Origin of the sequence: Vibrio cidicii, assembly GCF_009665415.1 — a bacterium.
Lineage (GTDB): Bacteria > Pseudomonadota > Gammaproteobacteria > Enterobacterales > Vibrionaceae > Vibrio > Vibrio cidicii.
Genome location: NZ_CP035921.1, coordinates 353185 through 375356 on the forward strand (window position 1 = coordinate 353185; position 22172 = coordinate 375356).

The following is a 22172-nucleotide window of genomic DNA, read 5'->3' on the forward strand; positions in this document are numbered from 1 at the left end:
CAAATGAATGGTAAGAATGTGTCACAGCACAAAACGGTCATCTTGAGTTGCTTTTTATGCCTCTTTTCCGCACTATTTGTATAGTCAATTAAAAGGAACCTTTATGTCATCGCCAATCTATATGCAAATCAAACAGTTTATTGTGCAGAAAATCGACAGCGGCGTGTGGCATATCGGCTTCAAAATCCCCACGGAGCTGGCACTGACAGAGCAATTTGGCGTCAGCCGCATGACGGTTAACAAAGCAATCCGCGATTTGGTCAATGAAGGGCGACTGCAGCGTCGACCACGTTTAGGCACTTTTGTCTGCGAGCCGACGGAAAAGGCCGAGTCGCCGTTACTGGATATTCGCAATATTGCTGAGGAAGTAAGTAATCGCGGTAAAGCGTACCGCAGCAAAGTGCTTCGCCAACAAGCTTTGAAAGCGGACGATACAATTGCGATCAAATTGGGCGTGATGCTAGGCACGCAAGTGTTTTACAGTGAGATCATCCACTACGAAGACAAAGAGCCGATCCAACTTGAGCTGCGCTGGGTCAATAGCAGCTATGCACCCAATTACTTGCAGCAGGATTTCACACAGATAACGCCAAACCAATATTTATCGGAAAGCTGCCCACTCAGCGCGATGGAACACACGGTAGAGGCGATCATTCCCGATGCGCGCGTGCGCCAAGAACTCAATATGAAAGTGAGCGAACCTTGTTTGCTGCTCAACCGACGCACATGGAGCGACGACCGACTCGTCAGCACTGCCCTGCTCTATCACCCTGGTAACCGCTACAAGCTAAGTTCCAAGATTCTGCTTTGATCGCCATCTTGCCACTTCGATTCGATCACATTTTTGCAACATCCAACTTGTCATAAACACTTTTTTGACCTATTTATTTGTATATACATTTAATGCATACAATTAATCAGGATGACATCATGGATCTGCTGCTCACCAATGCTCGCCTCGTTACCATGCTTGACGGAGACATGGGTTACCACCCGACTGATCCGCTCACCATTGGTATTCAAGATGGGTTGATCACGTATGTGGGTGCGGACACTGAGCGTCATGCGAGCCAACGTATCAACCTGGAAAACCGTCTTGTCACACCCGGTCTGATTGACTGCCACACCCATCTTGTGTACGCCGGAAATCGCGCGAATGAATTTGAGATGCGGTTAAACGGGGTGCCATATCAGCACATTGCCCAGCAAGGTGGTGGAATCCTCTCTACGGTACAAGCCACACGTTTGGCGAGCATCGACACCTTGATTGAGCAAAGTCTGCCGAGATTGGATGGGCTGCTTGCCAGCGGTGTCACGTCCGTGGAAGTGAAATCTGGCTATGGGCTGACCTTGGCTGACGAGATCAAAATGCTGCGAGCCGCCAAAGAGTTACAACGTCATCGTAAAGTTAAGGTCACGACGACTCTCTTGGCCGCCCACGCCCTTCCCCCCGAATACGCAGGTAGAGCAGATGACTATATCGAGTTCATTTGCCAAGAGATCATTCCAACAGTTGCACAAGAGCAACTGGCTTCGAGTGTGGATGTGTTCTGCGAGTCGATCGGCTTTAACCTCGCGCAAACGGAGAAGGTGTTTCGCTGTGCTCTTGAGCATGGTCTGCACATCAAAGGCCACACCGAACAGTTATCTAACCTCGGTGGTAGTGCATTAACCGCCAAGTACCAAGGGCTGTCGGCCGATCATATTGAATACCTAGATGAAGCAGGCGTTGTCGCGTTAGCCGCTTCATCCACAGTCGCCACACTGCTGCCCGGCGCTTTCTATTTCCTACGTGAACAGCAACAGCCGCCGATTGATCTCTTGCGCCAGCATCAAGTGCCCATGGCAATAGCCACCGACATCAACCCAGGCACTTCCCCTTTTGCCGATTTGACCTTAATGATGAACATGGCGTGCACACTGTTCAGGCTCACGCCACAAGAGGCGCTGCGCGGCGTCACTCAACATGCGGCGCAAGCACTTGGCTATCAAGGAAAACGTGGGCAAATTGGTCTTGGGTTGGAAGCCGATTTGGCGATTTGGGATATCGATCACCCTGCTGATTTAAGTTATCAAGTCGGTGTGAAACGCCTGCATGCCCGTGTGGTTGATGGTGATTACCAACAGCACAAAGGAGTGTTGTGATGAAAAGTCCACTTAATCTTATCAACGAGTTTCATTGGCAAGGCCGACACGATGCCGAAGATGGTGCGCTGGGTAAACGCGTCCATCATGCCATTCGTCATGTCGACTATACTGCTATCGACCAACTTTCACGCGCCGTTGCCCTGCTGGGTTTCGCCTGCGATGCGGGTGTGGCGCGTAATAAGGGGCGTATCGGGGCGAAAAAATCTCCCGATTTGATCCGCCGTGCGCTAGCCAACCTGGCTTGGCACAGCGATGCGCCACTCTACGATCTCGGCACTGTAGTGTGTGAGGATGACCAACTCGAAAGCAGTCAGCAGCAATGTGCAGAAGTTATCAGTCAAGCGCTCGCCCACTGCCCGGTCATTACCCTAGGCGGCGGACATGAAGTCGCATGGGCTTCATTCCAAGGCTTAGCGGGTTATCTGCAAACTCATCAGCCACAGAGTACGCCCAAAATTGGCATCATCAACTTCGACGCACATTTCGACCTGCGCGCTTTTCACAGCCAACACGCCGAAGTTAAGCCAAGCTCAGGTACACCATTCAATCAGATCCAGCACTTTTGCCAGCAGGCGGGATGGGATTTCCACTACGCGTGCCTTGGGGTAAGCCGAGCGAGCAATACCAAAGCGCTCTTTGAACGCGCGGATCAACTCCATGTTTGGTATGTGGAAGATAAAGATCTCGCGGTACTCAATCTCGACTATCACCTGACACAACTGCAGCACTTCATCGATGGTTGTGATTACCTCTACTTAACCATCGACCTCGATGTTTTCCCGGCAGCAACCGCACCGGGCGTCAGTGCGCCAGCCGCCAGAGGCGTGAGCTATGACTACTTGGCACCGTTTCTTGAACGCATTCTCAGCCATCATTCCAAGCTGATGCTAGCAGACATCGCCGAATACAACCCAACCTATGATGTCGACAGTCAAACCGCCCGTTTGGCCGCCAGATTGTGCTGGGACATCGCCAACGCGATGAATAACAAGTTTTAGACCGAACTCGGCCTGAACAGCGCCAGCGTTCAGGCGACTTAAAACAACTACTATCAGGTCGGCCAATGAGCCTGCCAACTCGTGAAATTAAAGGAGTCTCCACATGACACAAGGACACGATCCTCGCCTTGACACCAGCAGAACCATTCGCGCCCCGCACGGTACGACTCTGCGAGCCAAATCCTGGCTCACTGAAGCGCCACTTCGCATGCTGATGAATAACCTCGACCCTGATGTCGCAGAGCACCCGCACGCGCTGGTGGTCTACGGCGGCATTGGCCGTGCCGCTCGTAACTGGCAATGTTTTGATAAAATTGTTGAAGTGCTGGAGCGCTTGGAAGAAGACCAGACGCTGGTGGTGCAATCGGGTAAACCTGTGGGCGTTTTTCCCACCCACAAAAACGCACCACGCGTTCTGATTGCCAACTCAAACTTGGTGCCGCATTGGGCGAACTGGGAGCACTTCAACGAGCTCGATAAAAAAGGTTTGATGATGTACGGCCAAATGACGGCTGGCAGTTGGATTTACATCGGCTCACAAGGCATAGTGCAAGGCACCTACGAAACCTTTGTTGCCGTGGCGAAGAAGCATTTTGCAGGTGATGCCAAAGGACGCTGGGTTTTGACGGGTGGCCTTGGTGGCATGGGCGGCGCGCAGCCTCTGGCAGCGACAATGGCTGGCTTTTCTATGATTGCGGTTGAGTGTGACGAATCACGCATCGACTACCGCCTGCGCACTGGTTACGTGGACAAAAAAGCCACATCGCTTGACGAAGCCTTAGCGATGATCAAAGAAACCGATAAACCGATTTCGGTTGGCTTGCTGGGTAACGCCGCCGACATCTTCGCTGAACTGGTAGAGCGCAACATCACCCCGGATGTGGTCACCGACCAAACTTCGGCGCACGATCCACTTAACGGTTATCTTCCGCAAGGTTGGAGCATGACACACGCCGCCGAAATGCGTCTGCAAGATGAGGCTGCGGTTGTCAAAGCAGCCAAACAGTCGATGGCGATTCAAGTTCGCGCCATGCTCGAACTGCAAGCTCGCGGCGCTGCGACGCTCGACTACGGCAACAACATTCGTCAAATGGCGCTGGAAGAAGGGGTGGAAAACGCCTTTGATTTCCCGGGCTTTGTACCCGCGTATATTCGTCCGCTCTTCTGTGAAGGGATTGGCCCGTTCCGCTGGGCAGCCCTTTCTGGTGATCCGGAAGATATTTACAAAACCGATCAGAAGGTCAAAGAACTGATCCCAGATAACCCTCATCTGCACAACTGGCTCGACATGGCACGTGAGCGCATTCAGTTCCAAGGCTTACCAGCACGGATCTGCTGGGTAGGTTTGAAAGATCGCGAACGTTTGGGTCAAGCGTTTAACGAAATGGTGAAAAATGGTGAGTTAAAAGCGCCGATCGTGATTGGTCGCGACCATCTCGACTCGGGTTCTGTCGCCAGTCCGAACCGTGAAACAGAAGGCATGATGGATGGCTCAGACGCAGTTTCTGATTGGCCACTGCTCAATGCTCTGCTGAACACGGCGGGCGGCGCGACTTGGGTTTCGCTGCATCACGGTGGCGGCGTGGGAATGGGCTTCTCACAACACTCTGGTATGGTGATCTGCTGTGATGGTAGCGATGATGCCTCTGCGCGTATTGCTCGCGTGCTGCACAATGACCCAGCGACTGGTGTGATGCGCCATGCCGATGCCGGTTACGACATCGCCAAACAATGTGCTGCCGAGCAAGGGCTTGATCTGCCAATGCTTAACGAAGAATTGCGCAAGTTGAAGTAAGGAAAATCGACATGTTTAATCTCACGCTAAACCCAGGCCACTTGAGCCTAAATGAACTGCGCAAAGTAAGCCGCTCCCCGCTCAAATTGTCCTTGGATGCATCGGCGATTCCAGCGATTGAGGAAAGCACTCAAGTCGTGGATCGCGTTATCGCGGAAAATCGCACCGTCTACGGCATCAACACTGGCTTCGGTTTACTGGCCAATACGCGTATCGCACCAGAAGATCTCGAAACACTGCAACGCAGCATTGTGCTTTCGCATGCTGCGGGGATCGGTCAGTTTATGGCGGATGAAACCGTCCGTTTGATGATGGTTTTGAAAATCAACAGCTTGGCTCGCGGCTTCTCCGGCATTCGTTTGAAAGTGATCAACATGCTGATCGATCTGGTGAATGCCGAAGTCTACCCTTGCGTGCCACAAAAAGGCTCGGTCGGCGCTTCGGGCGATCTCGCGCCGCTGGCTCACATGAGCACGGTTTTGCTCGGCGAAGGTCAAGCGCGTCATAACGGCGAAGTCATTTCAGGGTTGGAAGCGCTGAAAGTCGCTGGGCTCGAGCCAATTACGTTGGCACCCAAAGAGGGCTTGGCACTTTTGAACGGCACACAAGCGTCTACTGCCTTTGCACTGGAAGGTCTGTTTATTGCAGAAGACCTGTTTGCCTCGGCCACTGTGTGCGGTGCTATGTCGGTGGAAGCTGCGCTCGGCAGTCGTCGTCCGTTTGATCCGCGCATTCACCGCGTACGCGGTCACCGCAGCCAAATGGATGCCGCAACGGCGTATCGTCACTTACTGGAAAACAACAGCGAAATTGGCGACTCCCACAGCAACTGCGAAAAAGTGCAAGACCCATACTCGCTGCGTTGTCAGCCGCAGGTGATGGGGGCGTGTTTGCAACAGATCCGCAACTCAGCCGAGATATTGCTGGTTGAAGCGAACTCTGTATCGGATAACCCGCTGGTGTTTGCCGAAGACAATGACATCATCTCTGGTGGTAACTTCCATGCCGAACCGGTAGCAATGGCAGCGGATAACCTCGCCTTAGCGATCGCGGAGATCGGCAGTCTGTCAGAGCGGCGTATGGCGCTGCTGATCGACAGCGCGCTGTCGAAGCTTCCTCCTTTCTTGGTAGACAACGGCGGCGTGAATTCAGGTTTTATGATCGCTCAGGTCACTGCAGCCGCGCTGGCCAGTGAGAACAAAACCTTGGCCCACCCTGCGTCTGTCGACAGCTTACCGACTTCGGCAAATCAGGAAGACCACGTGTCGATGGCTACCTTTGCGGGGCGCAGACTGCGTGAAATGGGCGAAAATACGCGCGGAATTCTTGCGGTTGAGTATCTCTCCGCTGCGCAAGGGTTGGACTTCCGTGCACCGCACAAATCCTCACCACGTATTGAGCAAGCCAAACAGATGTTGCGTGAAAAAGTCGCTTTCTACGACAAAGACCGCTACTTTGCGCCAGATATCGAAAAAGCCAATGCGTTACTCGCACTGGCGGTACACAACCCACTGATGCCTGAAGCGCTATTGCCAAGCGTTATCTAAGCGAAAAAGCCGAGAGAGTTGCGATTCTCTCGGCTTTGCACCTACTTAATTCATCTTTTGCATATAAATCCGTGAGCACATCGCAATCTTGACACTGGATGGACCATTGACCTCTCAAAGTTGGCATATAATCCATGGCAGTTTAAGTTATGTCAGATGAAATATGTTTCTAGCACCTTATTTTTCAAGCAATCAAAAACAATTCCAATTTACCCGCGAACAGGCAAGCCATTTTGCCAAAAAGGTCGCCGGTGATTTCAACCCTATCCACGATGAAGACAGCAAACGCTTTTGCGTACCCGGCGATCTGCTTTTTGCCGTGCTATTGCGTAAAGAAGGCGTGAGCCAGAAAATGCGTTTCGACTTCTCTGGGATGGTTAGCGAAGGCGTTGCACTGCACATTGAAAATAAGTGTGAGAAAGAGAGCGCAGTAGTCGATGCCGCAGGCAAAGAGTATTTGCATATGCAGCGGGAAGGCCAAGTGAATCACAATCCCGAATTTATCGAGCATGTGGTCACTAACTACGTTCAATTCTCCGGAATGAACTTCCCGCACATTATGGTGCCGTTGATGGAAGAGCAGCAGATGATGATCAACTGCCAGCGCCCTTTGGTCATTTACGAGAGCATGGAAGTGGAATTTAGCCGTCTCGACCTGACCCACCCTGAAGTGGAATTTACTGGCGCAACATTTGACGTGGATGGCAAACGTGGCGTAGTCACCATGAACTTTGCGTTTAAAGAAGAAGGTGAAGTGGTTGGCCATGGCATCAAACGAATGGTCGCCAGCGGCTTGAAGCCATACGACCAAGAAGCGGTGGACGATTTAGTCAATCGTTTTCATTTGCGCAAGGAAGAGTTCTTGCAACGTTTTGCCGCGGCGGCTTAACCAAGCAAAATGATGAGAAGGGGCCATTTGGCCCCTTGCTCTTTTTGGCTAACTATTTACTGAGTTGCCCTTTTATCCACGGCGACGTAGCAAACCCGCTAACAGCGCAAGGCCGATAAAGCCGAGTGAACCGCCAGAAGATGAGCCAGATGAAGTATTGTTGCTGGTGGAGAATTTGAGATTGCTTAATGTCGCAATGTCGCTACCCTCAGTGACTTCTTCATCCTTCATGCTGACAAAACTGACTTCGTTCGAGGCTTGGTCGAGGGTTAAGGTTTGCGTCCCTATTACGTTATTGCCGCTAAAGAACGCTTTTTGCTTACCATTAACGTACACTTTCAAACCGTCATAATCCGCCTCAGAATCAACCGAATAGTTAAAACTCAGGTAACCTTTTTCTAGCCCCTTGACCACCAGCGTCGATTCTTCGCCATGGGTGATTGCTGCAGATTGAAGTTTGCCATTATTGGCAGACCATGGCTTCTCACTATTAAACACGCCACTGTTGGCCATCGAAAAGAGCGAGGCGACATCATTTGCGGCGAGAGCGATCCCGGTATAGGCCACTTCCATCTTGATCTCCGGCACCAGATTCGAATCTGATTGCATGGTCAGTTGCGCGCTCGTCGACTTAGCAGAGTTCACGCCGATTGTGCCTTTGATAACGCAGCTCTCGCCGTTGCTTAAGGGCACTGTACTACACTGGTCTTCTAAAATGGTGACACCGGAGTTGCTCTTGAGATTAAACGTCATTGTTTGAGTTGAATTGTTGCTCACCACAAAATCATGGGCAATGTCCGAAAATTCCACATAGCCTAAATCATGGTATTGGGTAAAATCGACCCCGGCCGTTCTCGACTTGACCCAAGAGAGCAAGTTGCCTACGTTGGCATACACACCGTACGCATTGGCTTGGGCGCATCCGTTCCCCCAACTCACCACCCCGACTTGAATCTTAGAGCTGTTCCCGACCGCCCAGATGGGGCCGCCGCTGTCACCCTGACAAGAGTCCTTGCCACCTTGAGCGTAGCCTGCACAGAACGCATCGTCGCCAACATTCTGGTAGCCATTACCGAGCGCGCGACAAACATCGCTGTCTACCAGCGGCACATTGACTTGGTGCAGCGCATCGGGATAATCGGGGCTACCCGTGGCATTGAGGTTCCCCCATCCAATCACTGTCAGCTCTTCACCCGGCCCGAGGGAATCAAAATAGGACTGATTGGCTAGCGTTGCCCCGCTAATGCTTGGCTTGGTTTTAAGCTGTAAAATGGCAATATCAAACCCAGAAGTCACCGTATTATACGCTTCATGAACGTAAATGCGCTCAACATCGGCGATAACACCCTGCGTACCCGCTTGAGAAAGGTCCGTTAGACCAATCGCGACTTTCAACGAACTGGCTTGCGAATGATGGACACAGTGCGCAGCGGTTATCACATAGCCATTATCGATATAGTTTCCACCACAAAATCGCCCTTTATAAACACTTTCTGCGTCAGCACGGTAGAGAACAGCCATCGTCGGCCAAGCCCCCGCTTGTGCCACTTCTCCACCGATAATGCGCTCTTCAACGTGAGTTACAGGTTTGGCAATCACAAGAGTGCTTGAGGTAAAAAGGCCAGATAGAATCAAAACATTGCTGACGACGCTTTTCTTAAGCATGTGACTTCCTTGTATTCTAATCGCCTGACAGGTAACAATTAACACGCAGATGCAAGTGACTTCACGTTCAATATATAAAGGGATACTCTATCAACGCCCAAAATACAAATATGACTACCATGACAATATAGCGACAGCTTCCAACCGCCGACCATCAAATCCAGCGTCTAACTTTTTGTTTATATTGCAAATAATCCGAACCAAACCGCTTTTCGAGCGCACGTTCTTCGGGCTCAATCTGAAAGCGATTCATATACAACACAAACAAAGGAGCAAACGCAAAAGTGATAGCATTTTGCAACCAGCAAGCATACGCGAGTAACAGCAGCAACAGCGCCAAGTACATCGGGTTGCGGCTGTAAGCAAAAATGCCACTTGCTACCACGGTTGAGGCCGTCTCTGGTTTGACTGGGTTGACTGTTGTTTTTGCCTTACGAAACTCTCTCACACCCGTAATGCCAACGACACCGGAAAGTACAAATGGCAACAAGGCAATCACCCGGGGAAACGTTACGCGAAACAAAGGCTCGGCCAGCCATAGGTCAACGGCAAACATACCAGCCAACATCAGCAAGAAAACCGCCACCGGGGGAATTTTGAGCTCTAACTTACGCATAACTTCTCCAAAAAATAACCCGGCTGAGCGCCGGGTTGAGGGATTACAGAATGCTGAGCAGCGCTTGAATCGGGTGCATCTGCTTCGTGCCTTCAAAACGTTTTACTTGGCTACGGCATGAATAGCCAGTAATCAAGCAACGTTCCTTGGGCAGCCGCTCTAAGCTTGGCTTCCAACTCAGCGCATAGATATCTTTCGACATCTGTAGTTTGTCGCTTTCATGACCAAAGGTTCCCGCCATACCGCAGCAGCCTACCGGTACCGTCTGCAGCACAGCGCCAAAGTGGCTAAAGATAGCGCCCCACTCTTTTTCCGCATTTGGCAACTTGGTTTTCTCCGTACAATGAGCAAAGAGATACCAAGGCTGGCTATCTGCGGCGGTGAGAGAAAACTCTTCTAGGCGCGGCAACAACCACTCGTGCGCGGTAAGCACTTGGAACTCGCCGCGTTTATCGGCCAGGATTTCGTTGTACTCATCACGGTAACAGAGCACCAGGGCCGGATCGACGCCAACCATAGGGATACCAAGATCGGCCACCATAGTAAGGAATTTTGCGGTATCCGCCGCCGTCGCCGCAAAACGTTTCAAGAATCCTTTAATGTGCTGCGCTTTACCATTGGGCTTAAAGGGCAACAACACTGGCGTTTTACCCAGCTTGATGGCCAAGCTGGCAAAATCTTCCACCACTTGTGCATCGTAATAGCTGGTAAAGGGATCTTGCACAATCAGCACATGATTGCCTTTTTCTTCAGAAGACAACGCATTGAGCGCCTGCAGATCAAAGCTCTTCAACGTGGTGAGTCTCTGTTTCAGCGTCGGCACAGATAGCAGCGGCGTATCGACGTAACCAACGGTTTTTTCCGTCAGGCTTTGCACCCAAGGCTGAGAAATGACACCGTTGACCAACTTGGGCGCTTTGCCCATCAGCGGCAATAAACTCTCTATGTTGGCAACTAGGTAATCTTTCGCTGGGCGCTGATAACGACTGTGGTAAATATTGAGGAATCGCGAGCGGAAACTCGGCACATCCACTTTGATCGGACATTGGCTGGCACACGCTTTACACGCTAAACAGCCGTTCATCGCTTCGTACACTTCGTGCGAAAAATCATACTCATGACGCTTATTGATCGAGTTTCTCACTCTATCCAATAAACTTTTCACCGTGGGTGAGCCGGCGACAAGCTGCTGTTCCAAATCAAGAATATCAATGCCTTGTTCCGTCAACTGGCGTAGCCATTCACGCACTAAGCCCGCACGCCCTTTAGGCGAGTGGCGACGATCGGCGGTGACTTTCATGGAAGGGCACATCGGCGAGCTGGTGTCGTAGTTAAAGCACAAACCGTTGCCGTTACATTCCATTGCCTGTTTAAAGCTGTCTCGCACCTTGACGTCAATTTGCCGATCGTAATAACCCCGTTTGGTATCGGACACTTTCACCAGAGATTCGTCACTCTCGAGCGGCGTACAGATTTTACCCCGATTCATTTTGTTATGCGGATCAAACGCCGACTTGATGCGTCTGAGCTCGGTAAACAGCTCCTCACCAAAGAACTCCGGGCCGTATTCGGAACGGAAACCTTTGCCGTGTTCACCCCACATCAAACCGCCGTACTTAGACACCAGCTTGACCACTTCATCGGATATCTGCTTCATCAGCAGCTCTTGCTGAGGGTCACACAAATCCAGCGCTGGACGTACGTGCAGCACTCCGGCATCAACGTGACCAAACATGCCATAGTCTAGCTGTTTGCTATCAAGCAGTTGGCGAAACTCAGCAATAAAGTCGGCGAGGTTCTCCGGTGGCACACAAGTATCTTCCGTAAAAGCAACGGGTTTAGCACGCCCTTTCGCGGCACCGAGTAAGCCCACCGCTTTTTTGCGCATGTTGTAAATCCGGCCAATGCTGGCCAAATCATCACACACTTGGTAGCCAATAATGCCCGCTTCGCCGTTTGCCAACATTTCATCTAAGCGAACGATCAACGCGTTTACCTGCTCGTTGACTTCTTGCGGATTTTGCCCGGCATACTCAACCATGTTGATGCCCAACATCTCTTGTCCCGGCACATCGGTGATTAAGTCGCTCACGGTATGCCAAACGATGTCCTGTTTGGCAAGGTTCAGCACTTTGGAGTCAACCGTTTCCACCGAGAGCGCCTTAGCTTCCACCATAAATGGAGCATTACGCAGCGCGGCGTCAAAACTGTTGTACTTCACGTTGACTAAAGTACGCGCTTTGGGAATTGGCGTGAGGTTGAGCGTCGCTTCTGTAATAAAAGCTAATGACCCTTCGGCACCACACAAGACACGAGTAAAATTAAACTCGCCACTCTCATCATCAATGGCGTTTTTCAGATCGTAGCCGGTAAGAAAACGGTTAAGCGGCGGAAATTTATCCACAATTTGCTGACGTTTTTCCCGGCAAACGGCTTCGGTCACTTGCAGCGCTTTGTGCGCGTATTCACCTTCTTGCGGCAAACCATGTGAGAGATCGGTTTCAAGAATAGAACCATCGGCAAATACCGCTTGCAATGAGATCACATGGTCGGAGGTTTTGCCGTATTTCAACGAGCCTTGGCCAGAAGCGTCAGTGTTGATCATTCCGCCCAGCGTCGCGCGGTTGCTGGTCGAGAGGTCAGGAGAGAAAAAATAGCCGTAGGGTTTCACTGCATCATTGAGTTGATCTTTGATCACCCCAGCCTGAACACGAACCCATCCTTCCTTTTCATTGATCTCCAGCACTTTATTCATGTGCCGCGACAAGTCGACCACAATGCCTTTGGTCAGCGACTGGCCATTGGTTCCCGTACCACCACCGCGCGGAGAGAAGGTAACCCGTTCATAAATAGGCTTTTGAATCAGTTTGCCAATCAAAGCCACATCTTGGGTAGTTCTAGGATGAACAACCGCCTGAGGAAGCTGCTGATAAACACTGTTATCTGTGGCGACCGCAAGACGGCTGGAATATTGGGATTCGATGTCGCCGCTAAAACCAGCCTGCTTGAGCTCTTTGAGAAAGCTCAGCACAACAGGATCGACATCCGATTGCGAGTTAAGTTTTGGTAACATTTGCTTCCTGCCCCTACAACACTGATCCAATCAGTTGCGGGTTAATATTTTTGAGTTTGAAAATAATCTTTGAATTTCGTCACTTTACAACATTTAAAAAGGTGATCAAATCAGAATCTCAATGCAAAAATGGAAGAGTTGCTTTCTTTTCTGCAGATTAAAACCTAAATTCATTACAAGAGATATTGTAAAGAACACACACAGAGCATTGATAATGAAAAAAAATAAAGTCGTTACGACTGAAGACATCCTGTTAAAATTGTGCCAATCCGTTTCTGGCGTATTAACTTCCGCCACCTCGTCACAAATCAACTATTCTGCCATGGTGCAGAAAATCAACAAAACCAGCTTAAAGCCAGACTTTGGTTGTTTCGTACTCTTTGATGGCGGTTTTACTGGATTAGTCGTCATCAATTTCACGGCAAAAGCGGCGTTAGAAATCTACACCAACTACATGCGCAGCATGGGTATGCCTGAGGAAGAACTGGCCGTATTACACACCTCCGACGAAGTGGGCGATGTGCTCGGTGAGCTGATGAACCAACTGGTAGGCGATTTTACCAACAAAATCCGCAAAGAGTTGCAAACCAACATCACACAAAACCAACCTAAAATGCTTTCTTTGAATAAGCAGGTTTTGCTGTCGGTGGATACTAACCTCGACCGTCCTCAAGCGCGTCGCGTTACTTTCTCCACCGAAAACAACAACATTTTCTATCTTGAGCTAGCCATGGATAAAACGGAGTTCATCCAGTTAGAAGATTTTGAAGTGGGTGAAGATGAAAACCCAGACGACATCTTAGAAATGACGCAAGCTAACATGCGCAGCAAAAAGCAAGAGAATCAAGTCGCTGACGATGACCTAGGCATAACCTCAGACTTACTCGATGAGTTGGGTCTGTAATTTCCCGTCAGCCGAGCGCAACCGTTGACTAAACAATGGACATCAATACTGGGGCAGCAATGCCTCAGTGGAGATATCTACGTAAGTGAATAACCTAGCTTGGCACCGCAGCAGCACATGCAAAAATGATTCAATTTGTCTCTTACTAAATGAGATGCGCTACCTTTCGCAGCAACTCTGCAAGATTGTCTGCTTGGAGCTTTTTCATGACATTGGAGCGATGTACCTCAATGGTTCTAAGAGAAACGCACAGCAAATCCGCCATTTGTTGATTTTTCATTCCATTCACCACCAGCGATAGCACTTCTCTTTCACGCTTAGTTAAGCTTTGCAGATCCTGTTTTGCGTCTAATGTATGACTTTTTTTTAGCGAATGCGCCATCGCTTCATCGACCGAGTTTATCAGGGCATTGCCATCGACGGGCTTTTGGAAAAAGTCTAATGCTCCCTCTTTGAGCGCATCGACAGCCATGGGAACGTCGCCATGACCAGTAAGATAAATGACACTGATAGGGCTGCTCTTTTGATTGAGGATACGATGAATTTCCTGTCCACGCATCTCGGGCATACGGCTATCAAGCAACAGACACCCCGGACGAGATAAATCGACATATTGCAGGAAATCCGCGCCAGCTGAGAAAGTGTTCACTTCATAGTCGTAACTTTCGAGCATGAATGCCATCGATTCCAGCACCGAGGTTTCATCATCAACAATATAAAGCGGACAAAGATTACGACTCATGACAGGTCTCCTGATAAGGTAAAACAATGGTCACTTGACAACCTATGGGGTCAACTGCTCGAAAATGAATACTGCCTCTATGCGCATCAATAACATCACGACAAATCGCTAATCCCAGCCCAAGACCATGTTCTTTAGTTGTATGAAAGGCTTGCTCAAGCGGCACCTCGGAGACCTTAAAGCCGATACCATTGTCAACGATATCTATAATTACCGACTGGTCACTAAAACTCACATGCAAGTCAACGAACAAACCTTCACGCATAGGGAGATGACTCAAACAGGCGTCTTTAGCGTTACTTAGCACATTGAGAATGACCTGTTGCAATCCCGTCGCATCGGCAAATACGGGCTGACTTTCACCAGAGTAAAGCACGCCTAACTGAATACCATTGCGTTGAAATTCATAATCAACTAACTTCATCGATTCTTCAATTAAGCTCGGCAAATCGATCCACTTTTTCTCAATTGGATTCCGATGAATGAGACTTCGCAATCGCTCAATGATGTCGCTTGCACATGTCACCTGTTGCTGAATTTTCTCTAAAATAGGTAACATCTCCTCTGATGTTGCCCCTCTCTCTATACGTACCTTAGCACCTTGGCTGTAGTTTTTTATCGCCGCCAAAGGTTGATTAATTTCATGCGCTAGACTACTACCTAGCTCCCCCACAATCGTAATACGCTGCGCATGTTCCAACATGCTGCTCTTACGTCGCAAGTCATTAAGCGTAGTTTTTAACTTTTCTCTGCTGCGTTTGAACGTCCACTCTAGCCAAAAGTGATAAATAGTCAGCAAAACCAGCGTGAGTAGCGCTGCGATAGCAACGGCTAGGTTTTTATGTAACCACTCTTGAACCTTTTGTGCCCAAGGCTTCTGCAAGGGATGTAAGTCCAAATGCTTATAGACTTTATCTACGTTAACATTAGGTGCAGGTAGCATCCATCCGACATTGTGGGCAGCAATAGCGGCAGGGTGATCGGCTGGCATTGCTAACAGCGTTTGCGCGACCTTTTGCCCAACATCTATCGGTGTACGTTCAGTCATGGCCATGGTCCAATTAGGGTAAAAGGGAGTACTCACAGCACAAACCGAATCAGCAGATTTTCTTTCGTTAAGCACTCGCAAATTGCGCAACTCTATTTTTCCTTCAGCCGCCATATTTTCCAGCGTACAAGCGGGAACAATAGCTACATCAATTTGGGAATCAATCACATCAAGAATCAACTGATCGGTCGGTGGGCCAGTAAAATGGATTGTTTCGAAAAACGATGAGTTGACATACCCAAGTTTGTCGAGCTCATAACGTAGAGCAAGAAAGCCACCAAACGCCTTTTCTGATACAGCGGCAACACTGGCTTTGTTGATGTCTCTTAGTGTTTTAAAAGGCGATTCTTCACGCACAATCACGACTGATGCTATCGACTTGTTCGGCATATCACTGTACGCCGTTTTCTGCGTCGCTAGCCAGTGAATGGGATACTCACGAGCAAGCTTAGTTGCCTGTCCAGGGCTGGTTAATAGGAAATCTAACTGACCGTGTAAAAACGCTTCTTCTAGTTGGTCGAAATCGTAAGTATGTAAGTTGAATTCATAGCTGGGGTTATGTTCTTGCAACCATGTCATTGTGGGCTGCCAAGATTCTTTAGCGTGAGAATGCCCTCTCAATGCCAACACGCCGACATCGAATGCTGTCCTCTCCGGCTGAATGCCTGCTTTGACTTGAGAAATACAGGTAAAACAAATAAATACAATAGAAAAAAAGCGTTTCTGAAAATAGTTCTTAATCACTAAACAAAGCACAACGACAGTGTATTGGTGGCGTATTTTATCACCGTCCCCCCTTATCACTTTGTTGCTTTAGATCAAGCCCACTTCATTATTGTGGGAAACCACAATACCACCCGATTATTGATTTGATCAGAATGCCTCACCCATAAGGGGTAGAAGCATTTCTTGTGAACCATTTGTACCTCGAGCGCCAGCACAAATCGCAAACGCTCGATGCCAGCTCCCCCTTCAAAATATTCTCACTGTCGAAACATCGAGAAATCGGCAGCAAAATATTACATTAAAATATGGAAGCAACTCATGAAAAAATCGACGATTGCGTTGGGTGTGTTAGCCGCTGTCACTGCTGTTGGCTACTCAGCTTACAATACGCTGTTCTCGGCTAAGTCGGTGACTGTGGATGGCGCTGCTCAAGAGCAGAAGTTCACACAATACGCTCACCCAGAACACTTTATCTCTGCGCATCAACTTAAATCAATGATGGACAGTGGCAAAGACGTGGTAGTGATCGGCGCGCTAAACCCTATCAAGCCAGACAGTCCTATTTTAGGGTCTTATGCTCTGTGGCGAAACGATTACTCTGCGGCGAACGGTCATTACGACTTCGACGGCATGAGCAACAGCATAGAAGAGATGGAAACGATTCTAGGAAGCTTCGGTGCGACGGCAGACAGCACAATCGTGGTTTATGCTGCTGGCTCTCATCACGATGCTGGCCGCCTTTACTGGCAAATTCATAACCTTGGTCACCAAGACGTTCGTTACCTAGACGGAGGGTTGAATGTGTGGAAGGGCGCGGGCTACCCAACGGGCTCTGCAAACCAAAGTGTTACTGCGGTTGAATACAAGGCCCCTAACCCTCGACAAGATAACAACGCTCTAGCAACGCTAGACATGGTGATTGCGGCGCAAAACAACCCTGACTGGGTGATCCTAGATACCCGTGGCAACGACGAGTTCAATGGCAAGGTTTCGATTTCTGGCGCGTACGGTCCGGGCACAATCCCAAGTAGCGTTCACATTGACTGGACTAAAGCGTTAAACGAAGACACCACTCTGAAATCCGCGCAAGAGCTGCAAGCCCTTTACGGCAACATCATCAAAGGTAAAAAAGTGATCGCTTACTGCCAATCTGGTGTCCGCTCTGCCCATACCACCATGATTCTTACTGAAGTATTAGGTGCAACAGGCGTCTACAACTACGACGGCTCATGGATTGAGTACAGCCATGCTCACTACGAGCAGAAGAATCCTGAAGTGCACGTTATCAACGGTAAGAGCTAATCAACACGGAAACCCCAGTTAATGAACAATGTAATTTTTAGCCAAAAGCTATACGACACCGCTCAAATGATTGTCGATGGCTGTATGGGTGATGCCGATCCGGCATGTCAAACCGCATGTCCAATGCACACAGACGTAAAGCAATACGTTCGCATGGCAGGCGAAGGTAACTACCAAGGTGCTTTGGAGCTGATCCGCCGCAAACTATTCCTACCTCAAACGCTTGGTCGCATCTGTGCACATCCTTGTGAGGCTTCTTGTCGCCGTAACACTGAGTTTGGTCAGCCAATCAGCGTAGCGGGCATCAAACGTTTCGTCGCAGAGAAAATGGATAGCCAAGATCACTGGGATCTCAATATTGCGCCCCTAACCAACAAGCACATCGCGATCGTTGGTGCTGGCCCTGCTGGTGCGCAAGCCGCTATTGAGCTTCGTCGTCAAGGCCACGAAGTAACGATTTACGAAAAGCTAGACGTTTACGGCGGCATGATGCGTGTGGGTATCCCTGAATACCGTCTACCACGCGATGTTATCGATTTCGAATACAGCTACTTGGCGATGCTGGGTATCAAAACTCAGTTCGGCGTTGAGATCGGCAAAGAGATCAGTTTCGACACACTGCGCAACCAGCATGATGCTGTTATTCTGGCTCACGGTGCACACGTCGGTTCGATCATCCCTCTGCCAGGTCATGACAACGATGGCGTGTTCTCTGCGGTTGAATACCTAAAAGAGATTTCTGAAACGCGCCAATTTCCACGTGCAGGTAAACGCGTAATGGTTATCGGCGGTGGTGACGTTGCCATGGACTGTGCACGCTCTTCATGGCGTATCGGTGCAAACGAGGTTTACCAGTGTTCGCTTGAGAGCCTAGAGAACCTACCTGCAAGCCAAATCGAAATCGACGAGTCGCTAGAAGAAGGTGTCGAGTTCAACGCAGGTTGGGGCCCAGTTGCTATCGAACACGAAAACGGCAAAGTAACCGGCATCACTATCAAGAAAGTCCTGTCTATCTTTGATGAGCAAGGCAACTTTGCACCTCAGTACAGCGAAGAAAGTAAAACCATCTCTGTGGATACCGTTGTTTTCGCTACGGGTCAAATCGTGGCAGATATTACTGACGGTGCACTAGAGCAAACTCGCGGCGGCCGTTACGTTGTCGATAAACAAACGTTAGCTTCTAGCCTAGAAGACGTCTTCGTAGCTGGTGACGCGTGTGGCGGTAACATCGTGATTGAAGCGATGGCATTAGGTCGCAAAGCAGCAATGAGTGTTGAGCGCTTTCTAACGACTCGCCCACTAACTGAAGACCGCGACTTCGAGCAAGAATACAGCTACTCATCTCGTCTAGACGTACCACTACCAAAAGGTACGGTAGATACCCCTCGCCTACACGGTGAATTGCGTGACGCTGAAGAGCGTAAGCAAGATTTTGCCCAAGTGGATTTAGGCTTTACTGAACAACAAATCAAACAAGAAGCATCTCGCTGTCTGCAATGTAGCTGCAAGCTATGTATGACCGAGTGCATCATGATGAACGACTTCAGTGACTGTCCAAAGACCATCTTCTCTGACTTCGTGAACAACAAGTCGATGGATCCATTGCTGGCTTACTCATGTAACGCCTGTGACCAGTGCACCATCGTGTGTCCGAAAGACTTCCCGATGAAGGAAATGTTCCTAGGCGCACGTGCTGACTTTGTTAAGGCAAACAATGGTGAATCACCAATGCCGGGTCATAAAGCGATCAATATGCACCAGAAACTGGGCTTCTCAAAAATCTTCACTATGGCAAAACGAGCGGTATCGACAAAATGAGTAATAAAGTATTTATGCCAGGATGCAGTTTGCCATCCTACTCACCAGAAGGCGTAGCGGCCATTGCGAGCTACCTAAAAGAAGTATTCCCAGAAATGGGCGCAGTACAGAAATGCTGTGGCAAACCGACCGCGGCTATCGGTCAAACCGAGAAATTCAAAGAACGCTACGGCCAGCTTCAAGCAGACTTCGACAAGCTAGATGCACAAGAAGTCATCGTGGCGTGCCAAAGCTGCTACGGCATGATCAAGAAATCTGGCGGCACTCAAAAGCCGGTTTCATTATGGAAACTGCTTCCAGAAATCGGTTTGCCAGAAGCGCTACGCGGCAAAGCAAAAAACAGTGACGTGGTATTCACCATTCACGACTCTTGCTCTACTCGCTACGAAAAAGAACTGCAAGACGGCATTCGCTGGATCTTAAACGAGCTTGGCTACAAAACCTCTGAGCCAGAACACACACGTGAAAACACGCGCTGTTGTGGTTTCGGCGGCATGGTTGTACCTGCAAACCCAGACGTGGCAACACGCGTAATCAAGCGTCGTGTTGAAGAGTTCGAGACAGACTACGTCGTGGTTTATTGCTCAGCTTGTCGTGCATCCATGATGGGTGTTGGCACGAAATCTTGGCACATTCTAGACCTGATGTTCGGCCCTGTGGTCATGCAAGGTGATGAACCGCCGGTAAACGTACTCGCTAGCCCTGTGAAAGCTTGGTTCAACCGCTACAAATCAAAAGCGGGTCTGATCAAGTGTATGTCTGTGTAGCTATGTCTATGTAACTACTTCTTTGTAGCTATATCTTTTTAATTATTAGGTTTAAGTGAAGTTGAACTTATGAAATTCGTAAAAATCGCTCTTATCGTCGCAGTTGTAGCTATTGCTCTGTTCGCGGCAAAACAAACTGGCATTCTTGAAATCATCACTGACATCAAGAGCCTACAAGATTGGATCGCCAGCTTTGGTGTATGGGGCTACGCCGTATTCATAGCAGCATTCGTGTTTGCGTGTGTTTTCCTACTACCGGGCAGCGCGTTCACCATTGTGGCAGGTATCGTATTTGGCCCTATCAAAGGCGGTATCTTAGCGCTGCTCTCTGCAACGCTTGGCGCGGTGGCGGCATTCATCGTGGCACGTTTCCTACTGCGCAACACCATTATGAAAAAGTTTGGCGATAACCCAATCTTCAAGAAAATCGATGACGGTGTAGCAGCAAATGGTACAAGCTTCTTAATTCTGACTCGTCTTGTCCCTGTATTCCCTTTCAGCCTACAGAACTACGCTTACGGTCTAACCAGCCTAAACTTAGGCACTTACGCCCTGGTTTCTCTACTGACAATGGCACCAGGCGCATTCATCTTCGCTTACATGGCGGGTGATATTGCAACAAACGGCGTGTCTGCAATGTTGCTAGTGAAGTTTGCGGTTGCGGGTCTTGTACTTTTTGGTATGTCTCTGATTCCAAAATACATCGCGAAGAAAAAAGGCATCAACATGCAAGAATTAGCGAAGTAGTCCGGTCTATAAAGCATTGAGGCTAAAAGAGTGCAGCTCTCGGGGCTGCACTTTCACCTTGACATCATTGATAGTAATTCTCTGAATCAATTAATAAATCCTATTGGGATTCACATTGATAATACCGAGAGATAGATTACTATCCTTGTGAAGGAAGGAAGCCATGCGCTCACAAACACAGCGAAGCTTCAAACAAAAACCAGAAGAAAGACACGGACTACGTATGAAAAAGCTACTCAGCACCATTGGCATTTTAGCCACCACTTTTGCAACTTCTGCTTATGCCGACTCATCGGCCTCTGATGAGTGGCAAAAAATCGAACAACAAGCCGACGGACAAACCGTCTATTTTCATGCTTGGGGCGGCAGCCAAGAGATTAACCGCTATATCCAATGGGCTGGTAAAGAGCTAAAATCTCGCTATAACGTGACGCTAAATCACGTGAAAGTCACTGATATTTCTGAAACCACCACTCGCCTCATCGCAGAAAAAGCCGCAGGCAAAAACAGCGGTGGCAGTGTTGATATGGTTTGGATCAATGGCGAGAACTTCAAATCAATGAAGGATAACCAATTGCTGTTTGGTCCTTTTGTTGAAGGTTTGCCAAGCTGGCAGTACGTTGATAAATCATTGCCAATTGATGTGGACTTTTCAGAGCCAACTGAAAGTCTGGAAGCACCTTGGGGTGTGGGGCAACTAGTATTTATCCATGATGAGAAAACTCTGCAAAACCCTCCTCGATCTTTTGCTGAAATGCTGAGTTACGCAAAAGCGTTTCCAAATCGCCTCACTTACCCTCGCCCACCAGAGTTTCATGGCACAAGCTTTATTAAAGCGCTGTTAATTGAGTTGACCAACAACGATCCCGCTTTGCAAAAACCAGTCACTGCTGAAACATTTGAGCAAATCACTCAACCGCTATGGGCTTACCTAGATGCGTTCCATAAAGTTGCTTGGCGTGGCGGCAAGCAATTCCCTGGAGGGACGGCTGAAACGCTTCAATTGCTGGATGATGGTCAGATTGATCTTGCGATTACCTTTAACCCAAACGCGGTTTTTTCTGCGCAATCGAGTGGTAATCTTGCAGAAAGCACCAAAGCGTATGCGATGGATGCAGGTGCACTCTCAAACATTCACTTCTTAGCGATTCCTTGGAATACAAACGCCAGTGCCGGTGCACAAGTTGCGATAAACTTTTTATTGAGCCCTGAAGCACAATCTCGCAAAGGTAACCTTAACATCTGGGGCGATCCTTCAGTGCTAAGCAGCCAATACCTAACAGGTTCGGCTAAAAATACTCAACAATTCAAATCTATCGCTGAGCCGCATCCAAGCTGGCAAACCGCGCTAGAAAAAGAGTGGTTGAAACGCTACGGGAATTCATAA

General features: G+C 49.1%; 17 protein-coding genes. 12 read left to right on the forward strand and 5 right to left on the reverse strand.

What is annotated here, in order from left to right; genetic code table 11:
• The first annotated feature begins 103 nt into the window (after positions 1-103).
• The 6 genes from hutC (at position 104) to EWA64_RS02695 (ending at position 7377) form a co-directional block, all read left to right on the forward strand.
• Positions 104-811, forward strand: a complete 708-nt coding sequence (gene hutC, locus EWA64_RS02670; RefSeq protein WP_061895646.1) for a histidine utilization transcriptional repressor HutC — start codon at positions 104-106, stop codon at positions 809-811.
• Positions 812-930: 119 nt separating this feature from the next.
• Positions 931-2145, forward strand: a complete 1215-nt coding sequence (gene hutI / locus EWA64_RS02675; RefSeq protein ID WP_061895645.1) for an imidazolonepropionase — start codon at positions 931-933, stop codon at positions 2143-2145.
• Positions 2145-3146 carry a formimidoylglutamase gene (gene hutG, locus EWA64_RS02680; RefSeq protein ID WP_061895644.1) on the forward strand — a complete coding sequence of 334 codons (1002 nt, stop codon included), beginning with the start codon at positions 2145-2147 and terminating at the stop codon, positions 3144-3146. Before hutI ends, hutG begins: the two co-directional genes overlap by 1 nt.
• 103 nt (positions 3147-3249) lie before the next feature.
• Positions 3250-4941, forward strand: a complete 1692-nt coding sequence (gene hutU / locus EWA64_RS02685) for a urocanate hydratase (protein WP_061895643.1) — start codon at positions 3250-3252, stop codon at positions 4939-4941.
• Positions 4942-4952: 11 nt separating this feature from the next.
• A complete protein-coding gene (hutH, locus tag EWA64_RS02690; protein ID WP_061895642.1) occupies positions 4953-6488 on the forward strand; it encodes a histidine ammonia-lyase in 1536 nt (511 codons plus the stop codon).
• 163 nt (positions 6489-6651) lie between these two features.
• On the forward strand, positions 6652-7377 hold the full coding sequence (locus EWA64_RS02695) for a DUF3581 domain-containing protein (RefSeq protein ID WP_061895641.1): 726 nt from the start codon (positions 6652-6654) through the stop codon (positions 7375-7377).
• A gap of 72 nt (positions 7378-7449) precedes the next feature.
• On the opposite strand, the gene EWA64_RS02700 is transcribed toward EWA64_RS02695, so the two are convergent.
• From EWA64_RS02700 to ydiJ, 3 genes are all read right to left on the reverse strand, one after another.
• Entirely contained in the window at positions 7450-9042 is a 1593-nt protein-coding gene (locus EWA64_RS02700; RefSeq protein WP_061895640.1) for a S1 family serine peptidase, read from the reverse strand.
• 154 nt (positions 9043-9196) lie between these two features.
• A complete protein-coding gene (locus EWA64_RS02705; protein WP_061895639.1) occupies positions 9197-9658 on the reverse strand; it encodes a methyltransferase family protein in 462 nt (153 codons plus the stop codon).
• Between the two features lie 43 nt (positions 9659-9701).
• Complete coding sequence (gene ydiJ, locus EWA64_RS02710) at positions 9702-12731, reverse strand: D-2-hydroxyglutarate dehydrogenase YdiJ (protein ID WP_061895638.1); 3030 nt, start codon at positions 12729-12731, stop codon at positions 9702-9704.
• Positions 12732-12945: 214 nt separating this feature from the next.
• Between ydiJ and EWA64_RS02715 the strand changes: the two genes are divergently transcribed.
• Positions 12946-13635: a DUF3334 family protein gene (locus EWA64_RS02715; RefSeq protein WP_061895637.1), complete on the forward strand. Its 690-nt coding sequence runs from the start codon at positions 12946-12948 to the stop codon at positions 13633-13635.
• Positions 13636-13780: 145 nt separating this feature from the next.
• Here EWA64_RS02715 and EWA64_RS02720 read toward each other — a convergent pair whose 3' ends face one another.
• Together EWA64_RS02720 and EWA64_RS02725 are read right to left on the reverse strand one after the other, a co-directional pair.
• Complete coding sequence (locus EWA64_RS02720; protein ID WP_061895636.1) at positions 13781-14377, reverse strand: response regulator transcription factor; 597 nt, start codon at positions 14375-14377, stop codon at positions 13781-13783.
• Positions 14367-16109: a sensor histidine kinase gene (locus EWA64_RS02725; protein ID WP_425315141.1), complete on the reverse strand. Its 1743-nt coding sequence runs from the start codon at positions 16107-16109 to the stop codon at positions 14367-14369. The genes EWA64_RS02720 and EWA64_RS02725 overlap by 11 nt, the downstream gene beginning before the upstream one ends.
• A gap of 360 nt (positions 16110-16469) precedes the next feature.
• On the opposite strand from EWA64_RS02725, the gene EWA64_RS02730 reads away from it, so the two are divergent.
• The 5 genes from EWA64_RS02730 (at position 16470) to EWA64_RS02750 (ending at position 22172) form a co-directional block, all read left to right on the forward strand.
• Entirely contained in the window at positions 16470-17453 is a 984-nt protein-coding gene (locus tag EWA64_RS02730) for a sulfurtransferase (protein WP_061895635.1), read from the forward strand.
• Between the two features lie 21 nt (positions 17454-17474).
• Complete coding sequence (locus tag EWA64_RS02735; protein WP_061895634.1) at positions 17475-19271, forward strand: FAD-dependent oxidoreductase; 1797 nt, start codon at positions 17475-17477, stop codon at positions 19269-19271.
• On the forward strand, positions 19268-20038 hold the full coding sequence (locus tag EWA64_RS02740; RefSeq protein ID WP_025533649.1) for a heterodisulfide reductase-related iron-sulfur binding cluster: 771 nt from the start codon (positions 19268-19270) through the stop codon (positions 20036-20038). Before EWA64_RS02735 ends, EWA64_RS02740 begins: the two co-directional genes overlap by 4 nt.
• A gap of 69 nt (positions 20039-20107) precedes the next feature.
• Positions 20108-20785 carry a TVP38/TMEM64 family protein gene (locus EWA64_RS02745; protein ID WP_061895633.1) on the forward strand — a complete coding sequence of 226 codons (678 nt, stop codon included), beginning with the start codon at positions 20108-20110 and terminating at the stop codon, positions 20783-20785.
• Positions 20786-21008: 223 nt separating this feature from the next.
• Positions 21009-22172 carry an ABC transporter substrate-binding protein gene (locus EWA64_RS02750; protein ID WP_061895670.1) on the forward strand — a complete coding sequence of 388 codons (1164 nt, stop codon included), beginning with the start codon at positions 21009-21011 and terminating at the stop codon, positions 22170-22172.